Below are 17,161 nucleotides of genomic sequence, written 5' to 3' on the forward strand. Positions count from 1 at the left end.
ACGCGCCGAATGGTCTAGACAAAGTTGAAGCCCGTAAAGGTGAAGTCTAGCTGCAAGCTGAGATTAGTTACATTTTCCACAACACCAATCAAATTACCTTGGTAGCTAATTTGTGTCTCTCCGAAAATGCCCAACTCAAGAGAGTAGTCACTAATGCTGCCAAAGACTTGAATTTTATCGCCTTCTGCTCGACTAAAGTCTACAATCCTAGCGAATTCATCTGTCGCTGGACTTGTATAGAAAGCAAAGCCCTCACCGAGAACAAACGTGTCTGCTCCCGTACCTCCTTCTAGAGTGTCAAAATCAAACTCTGGATTGGTACCGCCACCATAACCAATTAGGTAGTCATTGCCAGCACCGCCATAAAGCTCATCAGCACCAGCACCCCCGTACAAAGTATCAGAGCCATACCCTCCAAAAAGAGAATCATCGCCATCATTCCCGAACAAGGTATCATTTCCCCTGTTGCCGTACAGGGTATCCTCACTGCCATCACTGCCGTACAACGTATCGTTACCAGTACGACCATACGCCAAGGGGGTATCAATGCTTAGCTGCCAGAAATCGTTTCCGAGTGTTCCATAGTAGATTGCCATTGTTGAGTTTCCCTAAATTTCTAGTAGTGTGCAGACGCTAACCAAGTTGGTTTGATAAAAGACATCTCTTCCTAACTACAAGAGTCATCTAGATATTTACGGAAATGCACCGACTTTAGCCAATAAGCTTTTAAAGATAGACATCATCGTGGATGACCGCCACCTGTTGAGGAAAATCTTTCTCTTCCTACTCCCCTTGCCTTTTTTCGAGGTAAGTGATGAACTAAAGATTCTAAGTATCACTTAGCCGGATTCTGTAGTTATGGCTTCAGCAGCAGAAAATAAAGACCAGCAACATCCTCAAGAAAAGCGTGACAAGGAAGTCATTGAACGTCTTTTAAGAGAAGGGCAAACTGATTACAACCATGCAGAACTTGCCCGACTACGGATTCGCTATTGTGGCTTTCCAGGTGCTAGAGAAATTCAACTTAGCTTAGATAGAGTTCTTCAACAGTGGCAACTGACCGAAGAACAACTTTTTGAGCTGACTCGTCGGTTGCATGAAGTGGGTCAAGTTTACCGACGTGGCGACTCTCAAGGACAAGATGATTGGAGTTAATCTTTATGAGCTACGGGTTTTGAGAAATCTTGCTGATTGCAAGAGAGCCTGTTACCTCACTCCCGTATTTTTGTGTGTTTAGCCTACCTATTTAGTAGGTGTTTCTGCCGGATGCTTCTTGGGTGCTGGAGGTAAAAGCTTTGATGTTTGCCTGTGTGTAGGTAGTTGGCTCAAGGAAGTGGCTTGCTGAGGCTTGGATTGGGATGCTTGAGTCGTAACGGGTTGACGCGCAGCCCTAGAAACAGCAGTAAGAATTTCTGCCCTAACTGGTTCTACCGTCTGAGCAACTTGCACTTGATTTTCCAGTTGCTGGGCTGAAGACACTAGGCTGCCTAGTCCATCCACTAACCGCTTCACATTACTGCGAAACTCAGGATCGCCTGTTAGCTCATCCAAATCTGCGGTAATTTTTTGAGCATTCTCAAATGTTGCCCGTGCTGAGTCGAGAGTTTGTTGCAGCACTAAGATATTGGTTGGGCTATTTAGGGCAGTGGAGATGTCGCGCAAGTTGGCAGAAGCGGTTGCGGCATTGGTAGAGAGCGTTTCTAAATTCCCTAGCAATACTCCGACATTCGCCCGACCAACACTGGAATTGACCTGACCAACAGTGGAGTTAAGCTGCGCTATGGTTGGGGAGAAGCCGCTAACTAGCAACCGCAGTTGCTCGCTAGTTTGCCTGACACTATCCAAGGTTTCGACTAAGTTACCCCGATTACTCGTGACTAAATCATTAGCAGAAGCAACAAGTTGATTGAGCTGAGCCGCTGTTAGGCTGTATTGGTCGGCAGTATTGGCAATGCGATTCGCTGCTATACCCGCTTGAACTGCTGTCTGATTAGCGGCTGCGGTAACGGAATTGGCGGCTGTTGAGAAGCCTCCTACCTCTTGACGGACTGAGCGAGATAAGAGGGATAACTCACCAGTAAGCTGGGATACTCCAATCGCAGCAACCGAGGCATTTTTGGTCAGTGCATTGACATTGTTGAAGAACGCTGGATCGCCGTAGAGTTGGGCAAGGCGAGTACCACTACGCAGTAGTTCAACAAAACTGACTCCAATTTGACCATTTACCCGATCTTGGTCACAAATGACTAGCTGAGAGTTACAGCGTGAACTCTGGGGATTGATTGATAGTGCGTCTTTGGGAAGCTGTCTTGTGGGTGTGATGTCAATTGTGGTTTCGCCAACTAAACCGGATTGATTCGCTTCAATAACGGCATTGCGAGGAATTAATAAGTCAGCGGAGCCAATTTCAATAACGGCATTGACGCCATTGGTACCCGGTGTAATCTCAACGATTTTTCCGACGTCAACGCCGCGATAACGAACTGTTGCCCCTGTTTTCATACCAGCGATATCCGTGAAGCTGACGCTGAATCTATAAGTACGGCTACCTGGGCTAAAACCCCGTAGCCACAGCACTAACCAAATAAATGCAGCCAGTCCTACAAGGATTAATAACCCAACGGAGCCTTCTCGAATCGTTCGCGATCGCATAATATATCCTCCCTTAGCTAGTAGCTATTCACCCTTGGCGGTTTATCTTTATCCCGTTTGGCACTAAGCATTACTAATTGACAAATGACAGTTAATTGCTTGTTCTGTTGGATCATCCGTCAGTGTGATCCTATCCAATTACCTGAATCGGCCCGCTGGTACTAGCACTGAAGAACTGTCGAACTAGAGGATTATCTGTCGTATCGATTTCGCTAACCTTGCCTTGCCACTGTACCTTGCCGTTGTAGAGAAACACAACTCGGTCAGCCGTGCGGCGAATTGTACTATCCTGGTGAGTCACCATCACGTAGGAACCGCAACCCCCGTTTGCCTGTTGTAGCTGGCGAACTAAATCCTCAATGACGGTTGAGGCGATCGGGTCAAGTCCAGCCGTTGGTTCATCGTACAGTAAAACTTCTGGGTTGTCTTTGGGATTGTCAGGATTGGACATAATTGCACGAGCAAAACTGACACGCTTACGCATCCCACCCGACAACTCCGCTGGATAGCGATCGCCAATGCCAGACAACCCTACCATCTCCAGCCGTTGACGCACCAGTTCCCGAATCCGCTTATGGGATAGCCTTGAGTGCTGGTAAAGCAAGAAACCAACATTCTCTTCTACCGTCAGCGAGTCGAACAATGCCGCTTGTTGAAATACCATGCCGATGCCAATTGGGTCTCTAGCATCCTCAATCAAACCAATACGCCGTTGTCCCTGCACATAAATCTCACCAGCATCAGCCACAAGCAGACCAGCAATAATCCGCAAAATTGTTGACTTACCAGTTCCGGAGGGACCAATAACCGCCAGCGCCTCACCTTGATAAATTGTTAGATCGACCTGATCGAGAATTACGTTACCACCAAACGACTTAGAGACTCCCTTTAATTCAATTAGTGGTGTCATGAGGAGATAGGCAACTAAAAAGCTAACCCTACCCTATTGCAGGCAGTTATTAAGCGTATGTCTGCTATTCTACCGTCTGCGGCAACTGGGATTAGGGAGTAGGTTTTTCCCTACTCCTCAATTCCATGTCTCCTATCCCTGTATATAGCTAGGTCAACGGATGCCATTGCTTGCAGCTACTGTACTCTCCTCTGAAGAGGGTTCCAAGCCAAAGATGCGGCTGAAGGTTTTTTCGACCTTGTAGCCTGAGTCAATGGATTCTAAGGGGTCTTTGCGTAGGCGATGACGCAGACATAAGGTGATGACGCGGCGGATATCATCAACGGTGACTTCGTTGCGTCCTTCAAAGGCGGCAAGTGCTTTCGCGGCGCGGTTGGTGACAATATCACCTCGCAGTCCATCAACATCGAGTTCTGAACAGACTTGAGAGATTTTCACTCGTTGCTCATAGTCCATTTCGACAGAAGGAAGTTTCTCTCGCGCCATTACTAGCTGTTTTTGCATGGCTTCTTGAGCAGTCTGGTGGTTTTCGAGGAATTCTTGAGGATTTTGGTCGAAAGCGGCTCGTTGCTCAACGATTTCTACGCGCAGTGCTGGCTCTTTTACCGTGCGGATTTCTGCGTGCATTCCGAAGCGATCGAGCAGTTGCGGTCGCAGTTCCCCTTCTTCGGGGTTGCCGGAACCGACTAGAACAAAGCGTGCGGGATGGCGAATCGAAATTCCTTCTCGTTCAACGGTATTCCAACCACTAGCAGCGGAGTCGAGGAGGACATCGACTAAGTGGTCATCGAGCAGGTTAACTTCGTCTACATAGAGGATGCCACGATTTGCTTTGGCAAGAAGTCCGGGTTCAAAGGCTTTTACGCCTTCGGATAACGCTTTTTCAATGTCAATCGTGCCGCAAACTCGGTCTTCGGTTGCCCCTAAGGGGAGGTCAACCATCGGGACTTTTTTCTTGACGGTCAATCGTACCGCCTGCGCTGACCCATCATTATCGATCCAGTCAGGGTCATGGGGGTCACTGTTGAAGGGGTCATCGGCAACGACATCAATTTCTGGCAACAAGTCAGCCAGGGCGCGAATGGTGGTAGATTTGCCTGTACCGCGATCGCCCATTATCATCACCCCACCAATTTTTGGGTCAATCACATTCAAGAGCAGAGCCAGTTTCATTTCTTCCTGACCCACAATTGCAGTGAAAGGAAAAACCAGGCGTCGGGTAGGGGTTTGGGCAGTCGAACTCACTTCAATTACCTGATAAATAATCTTTGATCACGACTCTCATTTTGCCATAAGGCGACGGTTGAGCTTGAGTTTTCAGGGAATGAGTGTGTTGAGGTTAAGTAGGTCAACTTACAAAAGCGGAACATAGGACCTAGCTCCCCAGCCTCTTTCCCTGTGCTGGAAGGGAGAGAATTACTCCCCTCTCTTAGATATTCTTCTAGCCAGAAGGAAGTAAAGTCACTTCTGGACTGACCAAACTGGCAGTTGGTTAACTTCTTGGACTGTCAACTCGACATACGTTACACCCTTGGCTGCCAGATTCTCACCAAAATAGCCTCTAGCACCGTCATGCTCGTGTGAGCCTGTAGTTTCAACTGTATAATCACCCTGGCGACGGGCTTGATTAATTGGAGAACCAACAGTCCAAAGCCAGCGTGAGGGGAAGACAATTTTACCAATATCCTCAATCCAGTCTCGACGACCATGGAGGTGGTAGATATGATCAGCCGCATTAAACCCATCGCTACCAGCAAAAACACCCCCGACAGAGATTACGATAATTTGAGTATTTAACCACTGATCAAGATAAGGAGCAGCACCAAGGGCAACTTGTGCGCCACCACTGGTACCAATCAGAATAATTTTCAAGGGTTGCTCTGGAGAAACTGGAATAGGATGCGCGGCGTTCATCCGGTCGATAATCGCAGTAGCAATCCCCTGGTTGTAAATCGAACCATAGCGTTCGTCCACGGAAATTGCAAATCGCCAAAGATTGCGGATTTTAATCAAGACATCTGCCGTTTCTAGCCACCCCTCTGCCTGATTCGCAAAACGCCACAGAGGAGCTAAAATCCGCCGTCCCCCTAAACTCTCGTTCGCGGCTGAGTAGGGAAAAACATCCGAAACGGCTGCACAGTTGGGGTGAAGCTGAACTAAACGATCTAGAAAAAATTCTTCTCCAGGTGTTAACTGGTTTCCAGAAAAATCACCGACTCCAGGCAGGAAGACGATGTAACAATTAATTGAGCTAGCTTCGGGCTTGGAGCTATTTTTTGTAGGCAATGGCTTCGGACGTTTTTTCTGGAAACCTAAACTCTCTACCTCTTGCTCTAGCCACCACACTAATGTTCCTACAGGCGATAGGGTGCCCCAGATTAGAAGTAATACTCCTCCGAAAGTCAACAGTTTTAAACTGCCGCTTCGCAGCCAGAGAAATATTTGCCTAATTAACGTAAGCATTCAATTGTTGAACGTTTGGTTGTCGTTTGCTGGATGAAGTCGTATTCTATCTAGGTTGTGAGTTAATTGTGATCAGTGAGTAGAGCGTGAGTGGCACAGAGCTAAATAGAAATTTAGGTAAAACACTCTGGAAAGCCCTCATTCTGGATGGATATTTTTACGAAAAAACGCCCAATACGCCAAAAAATCAGAGGATTGCGCTAACGATTGTGATTTTAGCAGCAATATCCCATGCTCTAGGAAGTGCGCTGATCTTATTGATTAATCGAGCGTCTGTTCCAATACTCGCGATCGCATTGCTGATTGATGGCTTGAGTGTGGTAGGAGGATACTACTTTTGGACGCTCAGCATTTGGAAAATTGGGCAGTGGCTCAAACGTCATTCTTTAACCTACAAAGATTTGCTGATTCCGATTGGCTTTGCCTATGCACCTCAAGTCCTGAACTTTTTAACGTTGATTCCCATGCTAGGACAACCTATTCAGCGAGTATTAGCCATCTGGAGTCTGTTAGCTGTGATTGTGGCAGTCCGCCAAGGGTTAGATATCAGTACGCGCTGGGCGGCGATAATCTGTTTACTGGGTTGGCCTGTTGTTCAGGTAGCGACGGGTTTTGCTCAAGTGTTTGAACGGTTTTTATCCCAATGATTATCATTTTGGGTTAAATGCGATCGCTACTTCTATCCCTTGATAAAAAACATCTCGTAAGAGTTATCGCTCATACTGAAAAAGAGTCAAGCCTGTTGAATATACCCGTGAATCCTCTTTCTACGCCCCATAGCGAATATCACTGGGACGGCACTGATGTTCGTTTCTTTGAAGGTTGGTACTACCGCGTTACCTTGCCAGAATGTGGTCAAACCTTTGCCTTCATGTACTCCATTGATGACCCTATTGGTGGTAAATCCTGTAGTGGTGGTGCTGCCCAAATTCTTGGTCCAAATGACGAATACCTCTGGCGTACCTTTCCGAATGTCAACCAGTTCTGGGCATCATCAAAATCCCTAGCGTTGGGACATTGGGGCAAGACTAACTTGACATCTCCACCCCAATACCTTGAGCCAACCAAGTTTGAACAATACATACTCGAAGGCTACCAAGCAACGACGACTTTAAATCAAGGATGTATTCATGATCCCGCCAGCAATTCCTACTGTCGTTGGCAGTATGAAATCAAGCCTGTCTATGGTTGGGCGGATACGGGCGCACCCCAGCAATCAACAGCAGGTTGGCTTTCATATCTACCAATCTTTGAACCGGGATGGCAGATTTTGATGGCGCACGGCTTAGCAACAGGCTGGATTGATTGGAATGGCAAGCGCTACGAATTCACTAATGCCCCAGCTTATGGCGAGAAAAACTGGGGTCGTGCCTTTCCTCAGAAGTGGTTCTGGCTCAATTGCAACAGCTTTACTGAGGAACCCGATTTAGCCCTCACGGCTGGCGGTGGTAGACGGCAGGTACTCTGGTGGATGGAATCAGCGGCATTAATTGGTATCCATTACCAGGGCAAATTTTATGAATTCGTTCCCTGGAACTCACAAGTCAGTTGGCAGATACAACCTTGGGGCAGTTGGCAGATGCAAGCCCAAAATCAAGAATATGAGGTTGAACTGAGTGGAACGACAGATAAACCCGGAATGCCTTTAAGGGCACCAACTGAACAAGGCTTAATTTTCTTTTGCCGCGACACGATGCAAGGACAGTTGAGTTTAGAACTACGATGTCGCAGCGACAAATCTAGAACTATCCTGAAGGCACATAGTGATGTCTGTGGGCTAGAAACAGGCGGTAGTCCTTGGAATGAAACCTGGCACGAAAGTGCTAAATTCCCTTGGGTTGTATAAGAGTGGGGAGTAATTTAGAGCATAGGAGGATGTTTCTATTCTGAGATGCTGGAGAAAACTCTTCCTGTGTTCTGGAATTATCTATCTCCACTCTCTATTGCATCTTGTTGGCTATAATAAGTTGCGTGCATTGGGGCTGTGGCTCAGATGGATAGAGCAAGCGCCTCCTGAACAATTGGGCACCTTGGAGGAAACTCTAGGCGTGAATGTGGTCAAATTCGGTGAAACCTAAAGAGTGATGAGTACCATGACTCAAAGGCAATACCGAGCCAAGCCGGAATCAGAATGCGATCGCTTGATCGTAAACGTCTGAATCAGGAAGGTTGAGAGACTAGACGGCCACCACCTAAAGGCGACAAGTCTATGGTGAAGGTATAGTCCAGAGAGTGGGGAAACTCACACAAATCTGAAGCGCTAGGTCGCCGGTTCAAATCCGGCCAGTCCCGTTCTTTCACTAATTTAATCAGGATTATCCTGAATAACTCACTCTTCAAGGCTTTTTATCAAGCCCCGAAGAGTGAGTTTCAAGTTTCTACAAATTTGTACGGACTGCCAGAGGGTTAAGGAGGAAAGTGTTGAGTACAGAAATTTGACATCTCCTGCATTCATTTGGTGGCAACTGGCAGTACCCTTAGACTGGTATCTTCACTCTATCTAGTAAATGCGATCGCTTTTTCAGAGCTAGCAATAGCGTCCTTACTCAATCCATTTCTCTTTTTTGCTGCTAAACATCGCTGGCAAGATAGAGAAACGGATAGATGAAGCAAAGCTCATGTCTAGCTTATAAGTATAGAAATGGCATCACTCCAACCTTGACTTATCTGTTGATTCATGCTCTTGAGGATTTCTTGCCGTCAGCGGCGATACGTGTTTGCTAAAAATCCACGCTCTAAAGTTAGATTACTGCCCTGGCTGCTGCCTGTAGTAGCGATGTCGCTCATGTGTGGTTACAAGCAAATTGAAAGCTATTTTGTCAGACCCGATGCAATCTTCGTCTTAGGAGGAGCAGAGGAGCGTGAGTTGTATGCCGCTAAATTTGCCCGGACGCACCCGAACTTACCCATCTGGGTATCTTCTGGTAGCCCGGAAGGATATGCCAAGCGAGTATTTGCCAAGGCAGGAATTGATAAACATCGCGTCCACCTAGACTATCAGGCTGTAGATACGGTAACTAACTTCACCGAATTAGTTGATACATTGCAAGCCGAGGGGATTGATAGCGTCTATTTAATTACATCTGACGACCACATGCTCCGTGCTCGCGTTATTGGTGAAATTGTCTTCGGTAGTCGAGGAATTGTACTCAAACCGGTGGCGATTCCCTCAGAACGTGAACCTGAACCCATTGAAAAATCGCTACGAGATGGCGCAAGAGCGATTTTATGGCTAACTACGGGTTATACAGGGGCAACCCTACGAGACGCATCAGACTTAATCAAGTGAGTGGTTTCGTATCCAGAAGCAATTTTTGGTTGGGTTTGGTAGAGTCTAGACACAACCATGAATTAGACCCTCCTCACGAGCGATTATGTAGATTGGCTTCCAGTTGGTAATATTTCCTTGCTAATCCTGGCTTGCCGCCTCATAAAGGCTAATGACGGCATCGTTTAGAGCATTCGTACAAGACGAAACAACACCGATTGTTGTGGCTGCTACTCTCTGACTCAAGGTAGGAAACTTATGCCATCTCTCACAGGAAAAGTTGCAATTATCATAGGAGCATCACGGGGTATTGGACGAGCGAACGCTCATCATATTGTCGCTAACGGTGGCGCAAGAATGTGATTTTGGCATTGCTACACTCATGAAGTAAAGGGAGCAATTTAATGCCGCCAGTAGGAGTTGGTAGTCAACCCCAAAAACTCCACAAACTTTATCTAGATAAATACTTTCAGATTATTTGTGCTGTATCTCTCATTGCTGTTTTGGGAGTTGCTAGTGTAACTCCGGCTTTTCCCAAGCTTGCTGAAGCCTTAGAGGTTGCCCCTCAAAATGTCGGTTGGTTAGTTACAGCTTTTACCTTTCCAACCATGGTTTTAGGGCCAGTTATTGGAGTGCTTGCTGACCGTTCGGGTAGGAAGAAAATTCTCGTTCCTGCACTCTTTTTATTCGGCATTGCTGGAGCCGCTTGTGCAGTTGCACCTAACTTTGCTGTGCTGCTGTTGTTGCGTTTTCTCCAAGGCATTGGTGCTGCTCCTTTGCTGTCTTTGAGCGTTACTTTAATTGGTGATTTGTATGCCGGAGAAAAACGCACAACAGCAATGGGTTACAACGCTAGTGTTAGTAGTATTGGCACGGCTATTTATCCAACCATTGGAGGTGCGCTAGCAACATTGGGTTGGAATTATCCATTTTTTCTACCACTAGTTGCTATTCCGATTGGACTGCTGGTGTTGTTTATCCTGAAAAGCCCGGAACCACAAGGCGAACGAAACTTACGGGAATATTTGAGAAATGCCTTGAATATCTTGAAAAATCGTCAAATTGTTGGGCTTTTTATTGGCAGTGCTGCTAATTTTATTCTCCTTTATGGTGCCTACGTTACTTATTTGCCAACTTTAATTGACGATTCGTTCAAGGCATCGGCTTTAACAATTGGACTAATTCTTTCTAGTGTTTCAGTTGCGATCGCCTTTACATCTTCTCAATTAGGTAGGCTTGCAAGGCGTTTCTCTGAGGGAACATTAATTCGAGCATCTTTCGTGTTCTATGCTCTAGCTTTACTGATTGTTCCTTTTTTGCAATCTCTCTGGCTACTACTAATTCCCACCACACTTTTTGGTGTCGGTCTTGGCATTGGGATGCCCAGCATTCAAACCCTATTAGCTGAGCTAGCACCGAGAGAGTACCTAGCCACGGTAATGTCAATTAATGGGACGTTTTTTGGATTAGGGCAAACTTTAGGACCGCTAATTATGGGAATTGCTTTTGGTATTGGTGGGATTAGTAGTGTGTTCTATGTAGGTGTTGCTTTTGCCTTCTTGACGCTAGTGGTCTTCAGATATTGCAACTGCATGTAATAAAGATTAGGTAAGAATTATCCTAACGTTTTGTAAGAAATACCCCGCTAATGAGCAAGGGTAAGGTATCTTGTCTTAATCTCAATAAGAGCATAACACCATACCAATACTCAGTAGCGGGGAGTCACACACCAATCAATTACTCCTCTGAAGCTCTAGGTATTCCCTATCTGCTGTTCCCTAGCATTACGTCGAAAGGAATAGTTTTTATCTGTCTTGAGATAGACGTATTCGTAACAACCCAGTGTAACTACCTATACTCATAGACTACATGTCAAAACACTCCTTGTCGAAATGTAGTGAGTTCAACGGAGAAGCACTACCTAAGGAACTACTGCGATCCTGGAATTGCACATAGAACAGACGCAAACCATTCTCACCGACAACCGCTAGTTTCCGTGCTGAAGTATGGTTCTTGTTACTCTGAACTAAAGCACGAAATAGACGGACACCATTTCCTCCGACGTAGCTAGCAAACCTCTGGAATTCTTCTTCTGCCATCTCAAGCACGATGCAATTTGAGCTACCAGTAGCAGCGTTAGCCGTTTTGTCCTGATGGCGGTACTCCAGGATTGTTGTCAAGTAAGCTTGTAGGCACTTCGCCTCTTCGTCATCAAGGTGAATGCAGTTAAGTCTATGGAGCAAACGACTTTGCTCAGAGAGTGGAGGAGCATTGTTGCTGCTGTCTTTACGTTCATTCCGGTTTAAGACGTGGTTTAGGAAAGTGCGTAAATTTAGGAGAATCATGAATTTCAAGAAGAGTGTAGTTTAGGGTCGGGAAGAAACTTAGGAAGAGGTTACTCCTCAACCCTTAAAGCTTCGCCATTCTTAACTCACGGGACTGTTGCTTAACACGACCTTCTATGACGGCTTGCTGCAAGTTAAAAAAAGCGTTTAAGTCATCAATGCCGTACTTAGCTTGAAGAAGCTGCCGCAATTTCTCTTCCTCTTCAACCGTCAAGTAACCATTCGAGAGAGCTTTTTGGACAACTTCATAGATCATTGTGTTGCCATAGATTAAGTGGACAAAAACTAACAGTAGACGTATCAAGAAAGGCGACGGGGGAGTTCTACGTTAGATTTTTATACTGTTAAGTCACAAAGGCTGACTTATGTCAGGTACGCCAGGAAAAAACTCTCAATGAGCTGAGCTTTGGGTGTAATAGAGTATCTTGAGTAAGTTATCTGCTCATCTTCTGGTTTTGCTCTATCTAAAGGATGATTCAAATCTTGCAATGCTGTATACCAGTCTTGTTTATATTTACCAAGAGCATCTGCCAAGACTTTAACTTCATTGCTAGAGTGGCGATTTCTTTACTAATTTTCAAGCTAAGTATGTTTTTTTAGCTACATTTCAGATACCTTTAGTTTGAAAGAAATAATGTTGTATGGCGCTACAAACTCCGCCGTCTTTAGGCGATCGCTTTACACAATTTTCATTGTCGAAAATTACATGGGTCTGCCTTTTGCTTTTCAGGGAATACATTTACGGCGAGACTTTGCAAATAAAAGTTTTGTAACGACAGAATTTTGGCATCAAGATTTGGAAGATCGCCGAATATTGAAGGTAATTATTTACTTGCGTGATGTTAGCGAGGAGTATGAGCCTTTTGAATATATTCCAAAACCTACAGTTTCACCTCTATTATCTTGGCTGAGCCACTACAAAATTAGGAGGGCTGACAGTAGAATCAGGGTCTAGAACTCCAGCCGTTTCGGTCTAAGCTTTAGGGCAAGGTGGTGGAGAGTATAGACAATGGCGAGGGTTATAGGTTAAACAGGTTCATAGGCAAATGGCTTTCTTTGGTTGCGATCGCTCTACCTAGGAAGCTATTGCAAGCTTGATTGGCAACATGAATTTATTGGGAAAAGGTAAAGGGGAAGGATAAGAAGCATTTCACCTTTACCCCTTCCCCTAAAATCAATTGAGGATTAGCGATCGCTTTTAGCTCTCCTATACTCACCTTTGATAATGTTTACTATTCAGCCTTCGCAACCTCAAACCTTGCAATTACCCACCGCTTACTGCAACCCCCTTCATCTAGTTACAGACACAGGGCAGGCAGTTGAAATCTCTACTCATCGTCCCAGTCTCTTTATCACTGAAAACTTAGAGCGTGTCTTACCGGGTTGGAATTTACCAGTATTGTGGGTAGTGATTGTTTTGCAGCAAGCTCGATATGAACTGCTGACAACGACTCCTCAAGTGGAGCAAGAGAAAGAGCGGTTGCGAGAACAGTTTATGCGCTTCGGTTTTGATGTGGTATTCAATTTGCGCGATCGCGGCTTTTTGAGTAATTTGATCGATCCTCGGACTGGCTATCCCTTACTCTCACCCCCAGGAGAAATCCGCCATGATGACACAGCGGCTGTCAAAGCACTCTTAGGCTTACCAGTAATTCGCAATCGCTGCCGTGTTCTGAAACATCCCAGTTGGGGTACAGCCGTTTACCCCAGTACATTACTAACCTCGGCACCGCCAAAGGTAATAAAGCCTGTACTAAGAAAAGTTGGGTTGCAGCATTGCTGGAAAGAGCTGAAAGCTGATTTGTAATAGACTCAAGAAAGTGACTGCTTTAAAAAGTCACTAAGCTACTATTCTTGTTTAACCGATCAAGGTAAATCTGATGTTAAGGGCGCTCTCTAGTTCTCTTCCCTTCCGTTTAGTAAAAGCTGTATTGAGTCGGTGATTAGTGGGCAAAAAGTATCACATTCTTACCAAGTTCTAATGAGCTAACGAGCTTCTTTAAGTTCTACCCGACTTGCTACCTCAGCTATTAACTCATCGGGATTAATCGGCTTGGAGATGTGTAGCTGGAAGCCAGCACCTAGTATCCGAGCCAGCTTCAGTCCCCTCTTAGAATGAGTTACTGCTACGGCAACTAAATGGCGACCTCGTTGTGCCTCATACGCCCGCACCCGCTTGACAAGCTCGTAGCCATCTAGGTCAGGTAGCTTAAGATTGCTCACCAGCACATTGGGCTTATAACGGTCTTGTATGGCTAGTGCTTCTCCAGCCGAAGCGGCTGTTATTACCCTAGCTCCGACATCTTCAAATATACATTTGAATAACTCCGCACAAGCTCGGTTGTTTTCAACAACAAGTATCCACAAACCTTTGAGACTTTCCATATTTCCAGAGTCGGCTAACCGTTAATACTAGGTCTTCAACAAATTTTCACGAGTGCGAATCTCCTCAACATCTCTTGTGAGGAAATAAGCTTCGAGTAATAAGTTTGAATTATTTGTAGTAGTTTTATTTTGATAGGGAGTCAAATAAATAAATTCTTTACAAAAAATTTATAATCTATGGGTAAAAATCTAGATATTGTGAAGAAAGTGAAAAGTTCCCTATGAACCATGAACCCGGCGCTCCTAGTTAGGAAAATAAGAAGCTGATGGCTGATAGCTGAGGGCTAACTGCTATATTTATTCATTGTTCAACACGAGCTAAATAATCCCTTTAGGAGTACGGGGACGCTTGGAGTAAAGGGGGCTAAGGATGCGGTTTAGTTCGCGTATCTGCTCTGCTGTACCCATGCAGATTAGTAAATCTCCTGGCAGAAGTGGGGTGTCACCTGTTGGTCCTGCAATGAGGGTACCCTCAGCACGACGAATCGCGAGTACCAGTGCCCCAGTTTGCGATCGCAATTTTGCCTCTCTTAGGGTTTGTCCCACTATCGGGCAAGCTTGGGGTTCGATGAGAACTTCTTCTAAATAAAACGCTCGATCAGTTCCTGTGAGAATCCCATCCACAAAATCCATCACTTGGGGTCTAAGCGCTGCTGCTGCCATGCGCCTACCACCAGTGATATAGGGTGAGACAACGGCATCAGCGCCTGCCCGTTGCAGCTTTTTTACGGCTTCTTCGGTACTGGCACGGGCAATTGCCCGGATTTTGGGATTGAGAGTTTTCGCTGAAAGCACGGTGTAGAGATTTTCGGCATCCGAGGGGAGTGCGGCGACGAGACAAATCGCTCGCTCAATTCCGACTTTCAGAAGGGTGTCATCCAAAGTGGCATCCCCTTGTACTGCCATATACCCCATTTGCAGAGCTTCCTCAATTTGATCGACTTCGGAGTCGATCGCTATAAACAAGATCCCTTCAGCTTTAAATTCCAGGGCAATCTGCCGCCCTGTACGCCCAAAGCCGCAAAGAATGTAGTGTTCCGTTAAAGTGTCTACCAAGCGTTTGCGTTGCCTCAGTCGTATTCCTTCTTGAAAGTAGCCCTGAATTACCGCTTCTGTAAACCGATTGACGATATAGCCGATGCTGACAACACCCATCAAAATCAGGGAGATTGTAAAAATGCGTCCGCGATCGCCTAGAGGGTTCGTTTCTCCATAGCCAACGGTTGCAAGCGTAATCACCGTCATATATGCCGCGTCTGACCATGACCATCCCTCAACCAACCTGTACCACAAGGTACCAATCAGAGCAACCACAAAAAGCGCGATCGCTCCAGCAATTAGCTCTTTTCGCAAGCGTCGATATTTCTGCTCAAGTGTTGACAGCACCGCTTGTTCTCACTAGGTATCGTGGTAGCTCCTGAGAAGTTTCAAGCATACACAATGATCAAATACTTGTGATTTCAGCCTGTAGCGGTAACGACTCAAGTGAGAAGGACTGTAGACATCTTTAACGCTTTTTTGAGACTAGAGCTTCGTATTGTCAAGATTTGCTGGAAAAACAATTTCGCAAAGAGGTCTAGGGCTGCCTTTTCCCTAGATAAGATAAAAGACATATGACTCAGGCTGTTAATGAATGTTAAGTAATAGGACAGACAGACAAGCATTGCATTATCGGCTCTGCTGTTAAGTAGAGCGAAGCTTGAGCCAAACTCATCGAATCCGTTCTCAAAAAATTCATCGTCCAATACTGCAATTAAGGATTAAGTTAGTGAGTCTAGAAACTCTCGTTCAAGATCCCTCCATCCCAGCCGAGTCAACATCAGGTGCGTCTGCTCCCTATGATTTCGCAGACTTTGACACTAGTGTGATGACGACCTACGGGCGCTTTCCGATCGCCTTAGAACGGGGAGAAGGCTGCCGTGTCTGGGATACCGAGGGACGTGAATATCTCGACTTTGTGGCAGGTATTGCCACTTGTACTTTAGGGCACGCCCACCCTGCTTTGGTCGAAACAGTGACGCAGCAAATCAAAAAACTGCATCATGTCTCTAATCTCTACTACATCCCAGAGCAAGGAAAATTAGCTAAGTGGATTATTGACCATTCTTGTGCCGAGCGAGTATTTTTCTGCAACTCTGGGGCAGAGGCAAACGAAGGGGCAATAAAGCTTGCCCGGAAGTATGCTCACAAGGTATTAGAAATTGACTATCCAGTGATAGTGACGGCTAAAGCTAGTTTCCACGGACGGACACTAGCAACGATTACAGCAACAGGACAGCCGAAGTATCAGAAGGACTTTAACCCCTTGATGCCTGGGTTCCACTACGTCCCCTACAACGACCTTCGGGCAGTGGAAAATGCGATCGCTGACCTCGACGAGGGCAACCAACGAGTAGCAGCAATTATGTTGGAAGCATTGCAGGGAGAAGGTGGCGTTCGGCCCGGCGAGTTAGAGTACTTCCAGCAGCTGCGGAAAATCTGTGATGACAATAATATCCTGCTGATTTTAGATGAAGTGCAGGTTGGGATGGGTCGCACTGGCAAGTACTGGGGTTATGAAAATCTGGGGATCGAGCCGGATATCTTTACCAGTGCTAAGGGACTTGCTGGTGGCATTCCGATTGGCGCGATGATGTGTAAGAAGTTCTGTGATGTTTTCCAGGCAGGTGACCATGCCAGCACCTTCGGCGGAAATCCATTTGCTTGTGCGGCGGCGCTTACTGTTGGTGAGACACTGGAACGAGAGAACATTCTGCAAAACGTGCAGGAACGTGGTGAACAGTTACGGGCAAGCTTAAGTGCGATCGCATCGAAGTACCCGCAAATCATTTCTGAAGTCCGGGGTTGGGGTCTAATCAATGGGATGGAACTAAAAAGCGACATTGAGCTAACTTCAGCAGATATCGTTAAAGCTGTCATGGCAAAAGGGTTGCTGTTGGTACCCGCAGGCCCAAAAGTGCTTCGCTTTGTACCACCGCTGATTGTCTCGGCCCAGGAAGTCGATCAAGCCACTCAAGCCGTTGAAAGTGCGATCGCAGAATTAACCTCATAAACACGCAACGCTCTAGGGCACCCGTGAGGGTGCCCACTCACTACCAAAGAATCGACTGGGAGCATGTCACCGATGGGAACCCCTCA

At 46.1% G+C, this 17,161-nt stretch carries 17 protein-coding genes; 7 read left to right on the forward strand and 10 right to left on the reverse strand.

Features of this window, described 5'->3' with window-relative positions; genetic code table 11:
• Positions 1-14: 14 nt before the first annotated feature.
• Entirely contained in the window at positions 15-596 is a 582-nt protein-coding gene (locus H6F98_RS33950; protein WP_192217733.1) for a calcium-binding protein, read from the reverse strand.
• A 262-nt stretch (positions 597-858) separates the two neighbouring features.
• On the opposite strand from H6F98_RS33950, the gene H6F98_RS05875 reads away from it, so the two are divergent.
• Complete coding sequence (locus H6F98_RS05875; RefSeq protein ID WP_192217734.1) at positions 859-1,155, forward strand: DUF3288 family protein; 297 nt, start codon at positions 859-861, stop codon at positions 1,153-1,155.
• A gap of 87 nt (positions 1,156-1,242) precedes the next feature.
• On the opposite strand, the gene H6F98_RS05880 is transcribed toward H6F98_RS05875, so the two are convergent.
• The 4 genes from H6F98_RS05880 to H6F98_RS05895 all read right to left on the reverse strand — a co-directional run bounded on the left by H6F98_RS05880 (position 1,243) and on the right by H6F98_RS05895 (position 6,025).
• On the reverse strand, positions 1,243-2,652 hold the full coding sequence (locus H6F98_RS05880; RefSeq protein WP_192217735.1) for an MlaD family protein: 1,410 nt from the start codon (positions 2,650-2,652) through the stop codon (positions 1,243-1,245).
• A gap of 130 nt (positions 2,653-2,782) precedes the next feature.
• Positions 2,783-3,562, reverse strand: a complete 780-nt coding sequence (locus tag H6F98_RS05885; protein WP_192217736.1) for an ABC transporter ATP-binding protein — start codon at positions 3,560-3,562, stop codon at positions 2,783-2,785.
• A 153-nt stretch (positions 3,563-3,715) separates the two neighbouring features.
• Positions 3,716-4,807 (reverse strand): magnesium chelatase ATPase subunit I, encoded by a 1,092-nt coding sequence (bchI, locus tag H6F98_RS05890; RefSeq protein ID WP_192217737.1) that lies wholly within the window; start codon positions 4,805-4,807, stop codon positions 3,716-3,718.
• Positions 4,808-5,023: 216 nt separating this feature from the next.
• Positions 5,024-6,025 carry a hypothetical protein gene (locus H6F98_RS05895; protein WP_192217738.1) on the reverse strand — a complete coding sequence of 334 codons (1,002 nt, stop codon included), beginning with the start codon at positions 6,023-6,025 and terminating at the stop codon, positions 5,024-5,026.
• Between the two features lie 86 nt (positions 6,026-6,111).
• On the opposite strand from H6F98_RS05895, the gene H6F98_RS05900 reads away from it, so the two are divergent.
• The 4 genes from H6F98_RS05900 to H6F98_RS05915 all read left to right on the forward strand — a co-directional run bounded on the left by H6F98_RS05900 (position 6,112) and on the right by H6F98_RS05915 (position 10,891).
• A complete protein-coding gene (locus H6F98_RS05900) occupies positions 6,112-6,672 on the forward strand; it encodes a YIP1 family protein (RefSeq protein ID WP_192217739.1) in 561 nt (186 codons plus the stop codon).
• 17 nt (positions 6,673-6,689) lie between these two features.
• Complete coding sequence (locus H6F98_RS05905; RefSeq protein WP_199348313.1) at positions 6,690-7,871, forward strand: tocopherol cyclase family protein; 1,182 nt, start codon at positions 6,690-6,692, stop codon at positions 7,869-7,871.
• An 831-nt stretch (positions 7,872-8,702) separates the two neighbouring features.
• Positions 8,703-9,314, forward strand: coding sequence for a YdcF family protein (locus H6F98_RS05910; RefSeq protein WP_192217740.1), 612 nt, complete (start codon positions 8,703-8,705; stop codon positions 9,312-9,314).
• 383 nt (positions 9,315-9,697) lie between these two features.
• Positions 9,698-10,891, forward strand: coding sequence for an MFS transporter (locus H6F98_RS05915; RefSeq protein ID WP_192217741.1), 1,194 nt, complete (start codon positions 9,698-9,700; stop codon positions 10,889-10,891).
• 267 nt (positions 10,892-11,158) lie between these two features.
• Here H6F98_RS05915 and H6F98_RS05920 read toward each other — a convergent pair whose 3' ends face one another.
• From H6F98_RS05920 to H6F98_RS05930, 3 genes are all read right to left on the reverse strand, one after another.
• Positions 11,159-11,638: a hypothetical protein gene (locus H6F98_RS05920; protein ID WP_192217742.1), complete on the reverse strand. Its 480-nt coding sequence runs from the start codon at positions 11,636-11,638 to the stop codon at positions 11,159-11,161.
• A gap of 64 nt (positions 11,639-11,702) precedes the next feature.
• On the reverse strand, positions 11,703-11,894 hold the full coding sequence (locus H6F98_RS05925; protein ID WP_192217743.1) for a hypothetical protein: 192 nt from the start codon (positions 11,892-11,894) through the stop codon (positions 11,703-11,705).
• 107 nt (positions 11,895-12,001) lie between these two features.
• A complete protein-coding gene (locus H6F98_RS05930) occupies positions 12,002-12,172 on the reverse strand; it encodes a hypothetical protein (protein ID WP_192217744.1) in 171 nt (56 codons plus the stop codon).
• Positions 12,173-12,863: 691 nt separating this feature from the next.
• Between H6F98_RS05930 and H6F98_RS05935 the strand changes: the two genes are divergently transcribed.
• Positions 12,864-13,445, forward strand: coding sequence for a methylmalonic aciduria and homocystinuria type D protein (locus H6F98_RS05935; RefSeq protein ID WP_192217745.1), 582 nt, complete (start codon positions 12,864-12,866; stop codon positions 13,443-13,445).
• A 179-nt stretch (positions 13,446-13,624) separates the two neighbouring features.
• Here H6F98_RS05935 and H6F98_RS05940 read toward each other — a convergent pair whose 3' ends face one another.
• Both H6F98_RS05940 and H6F98_RS05945 read right to left on the reverse strand, forming a co-directional pair.
• On the reverse strand, positions 13,625-14,023 hold the full coding sequence (locus H6F98_RS05940) for a response regulator (RefSeq protein WP_192217746.1): 399 nt from the start codon (positions 14,021-14,023) through the stop codon (positions 13,625-13,627).
• A gap of 318 nt (positions 14,024-14,341) precedes the next feature.
• On the reverse strand, positions 14,342-15,409 hold the full coding sequence (locus H6F98_RS05945; RefSeq protein ID WP_192217747.1) for an NAD-binding protein: 1,068 nt from the start codon (positions 15,407-15,409) through the stop codon (positions 14,342-14,344).
• 382 nt (positions 15,410-15,791) lie between these two features.
• On the opposite strand from H6F98_RS05945, the gene H6F98_RS05950 reads away from it, so the two are divergent.
• Positions 15,792-17,075, forward strand: a complete 1,284-nt coding sequence (locus H6F98_RS05950) for an aspartate aminotransferase family protein (protein WP_192217748.1) — start codon at positions 15,792-15,794, stop codon at positions 17,073-17,075.
• The last annotated feature ends 86 nt before the right edge of the window (positions 17,076-17,161 follow it).

This window comes from Microcoleus sp. FACHB-SPT15, assembly GCF_014849525.1.
GTDB lineage: Bacteria > Cyanobacteriota > Cyanobacteriia > Cyanobacteriales > Coleofasciculaceae > Symplocastrum > Symplocastrum torsivum.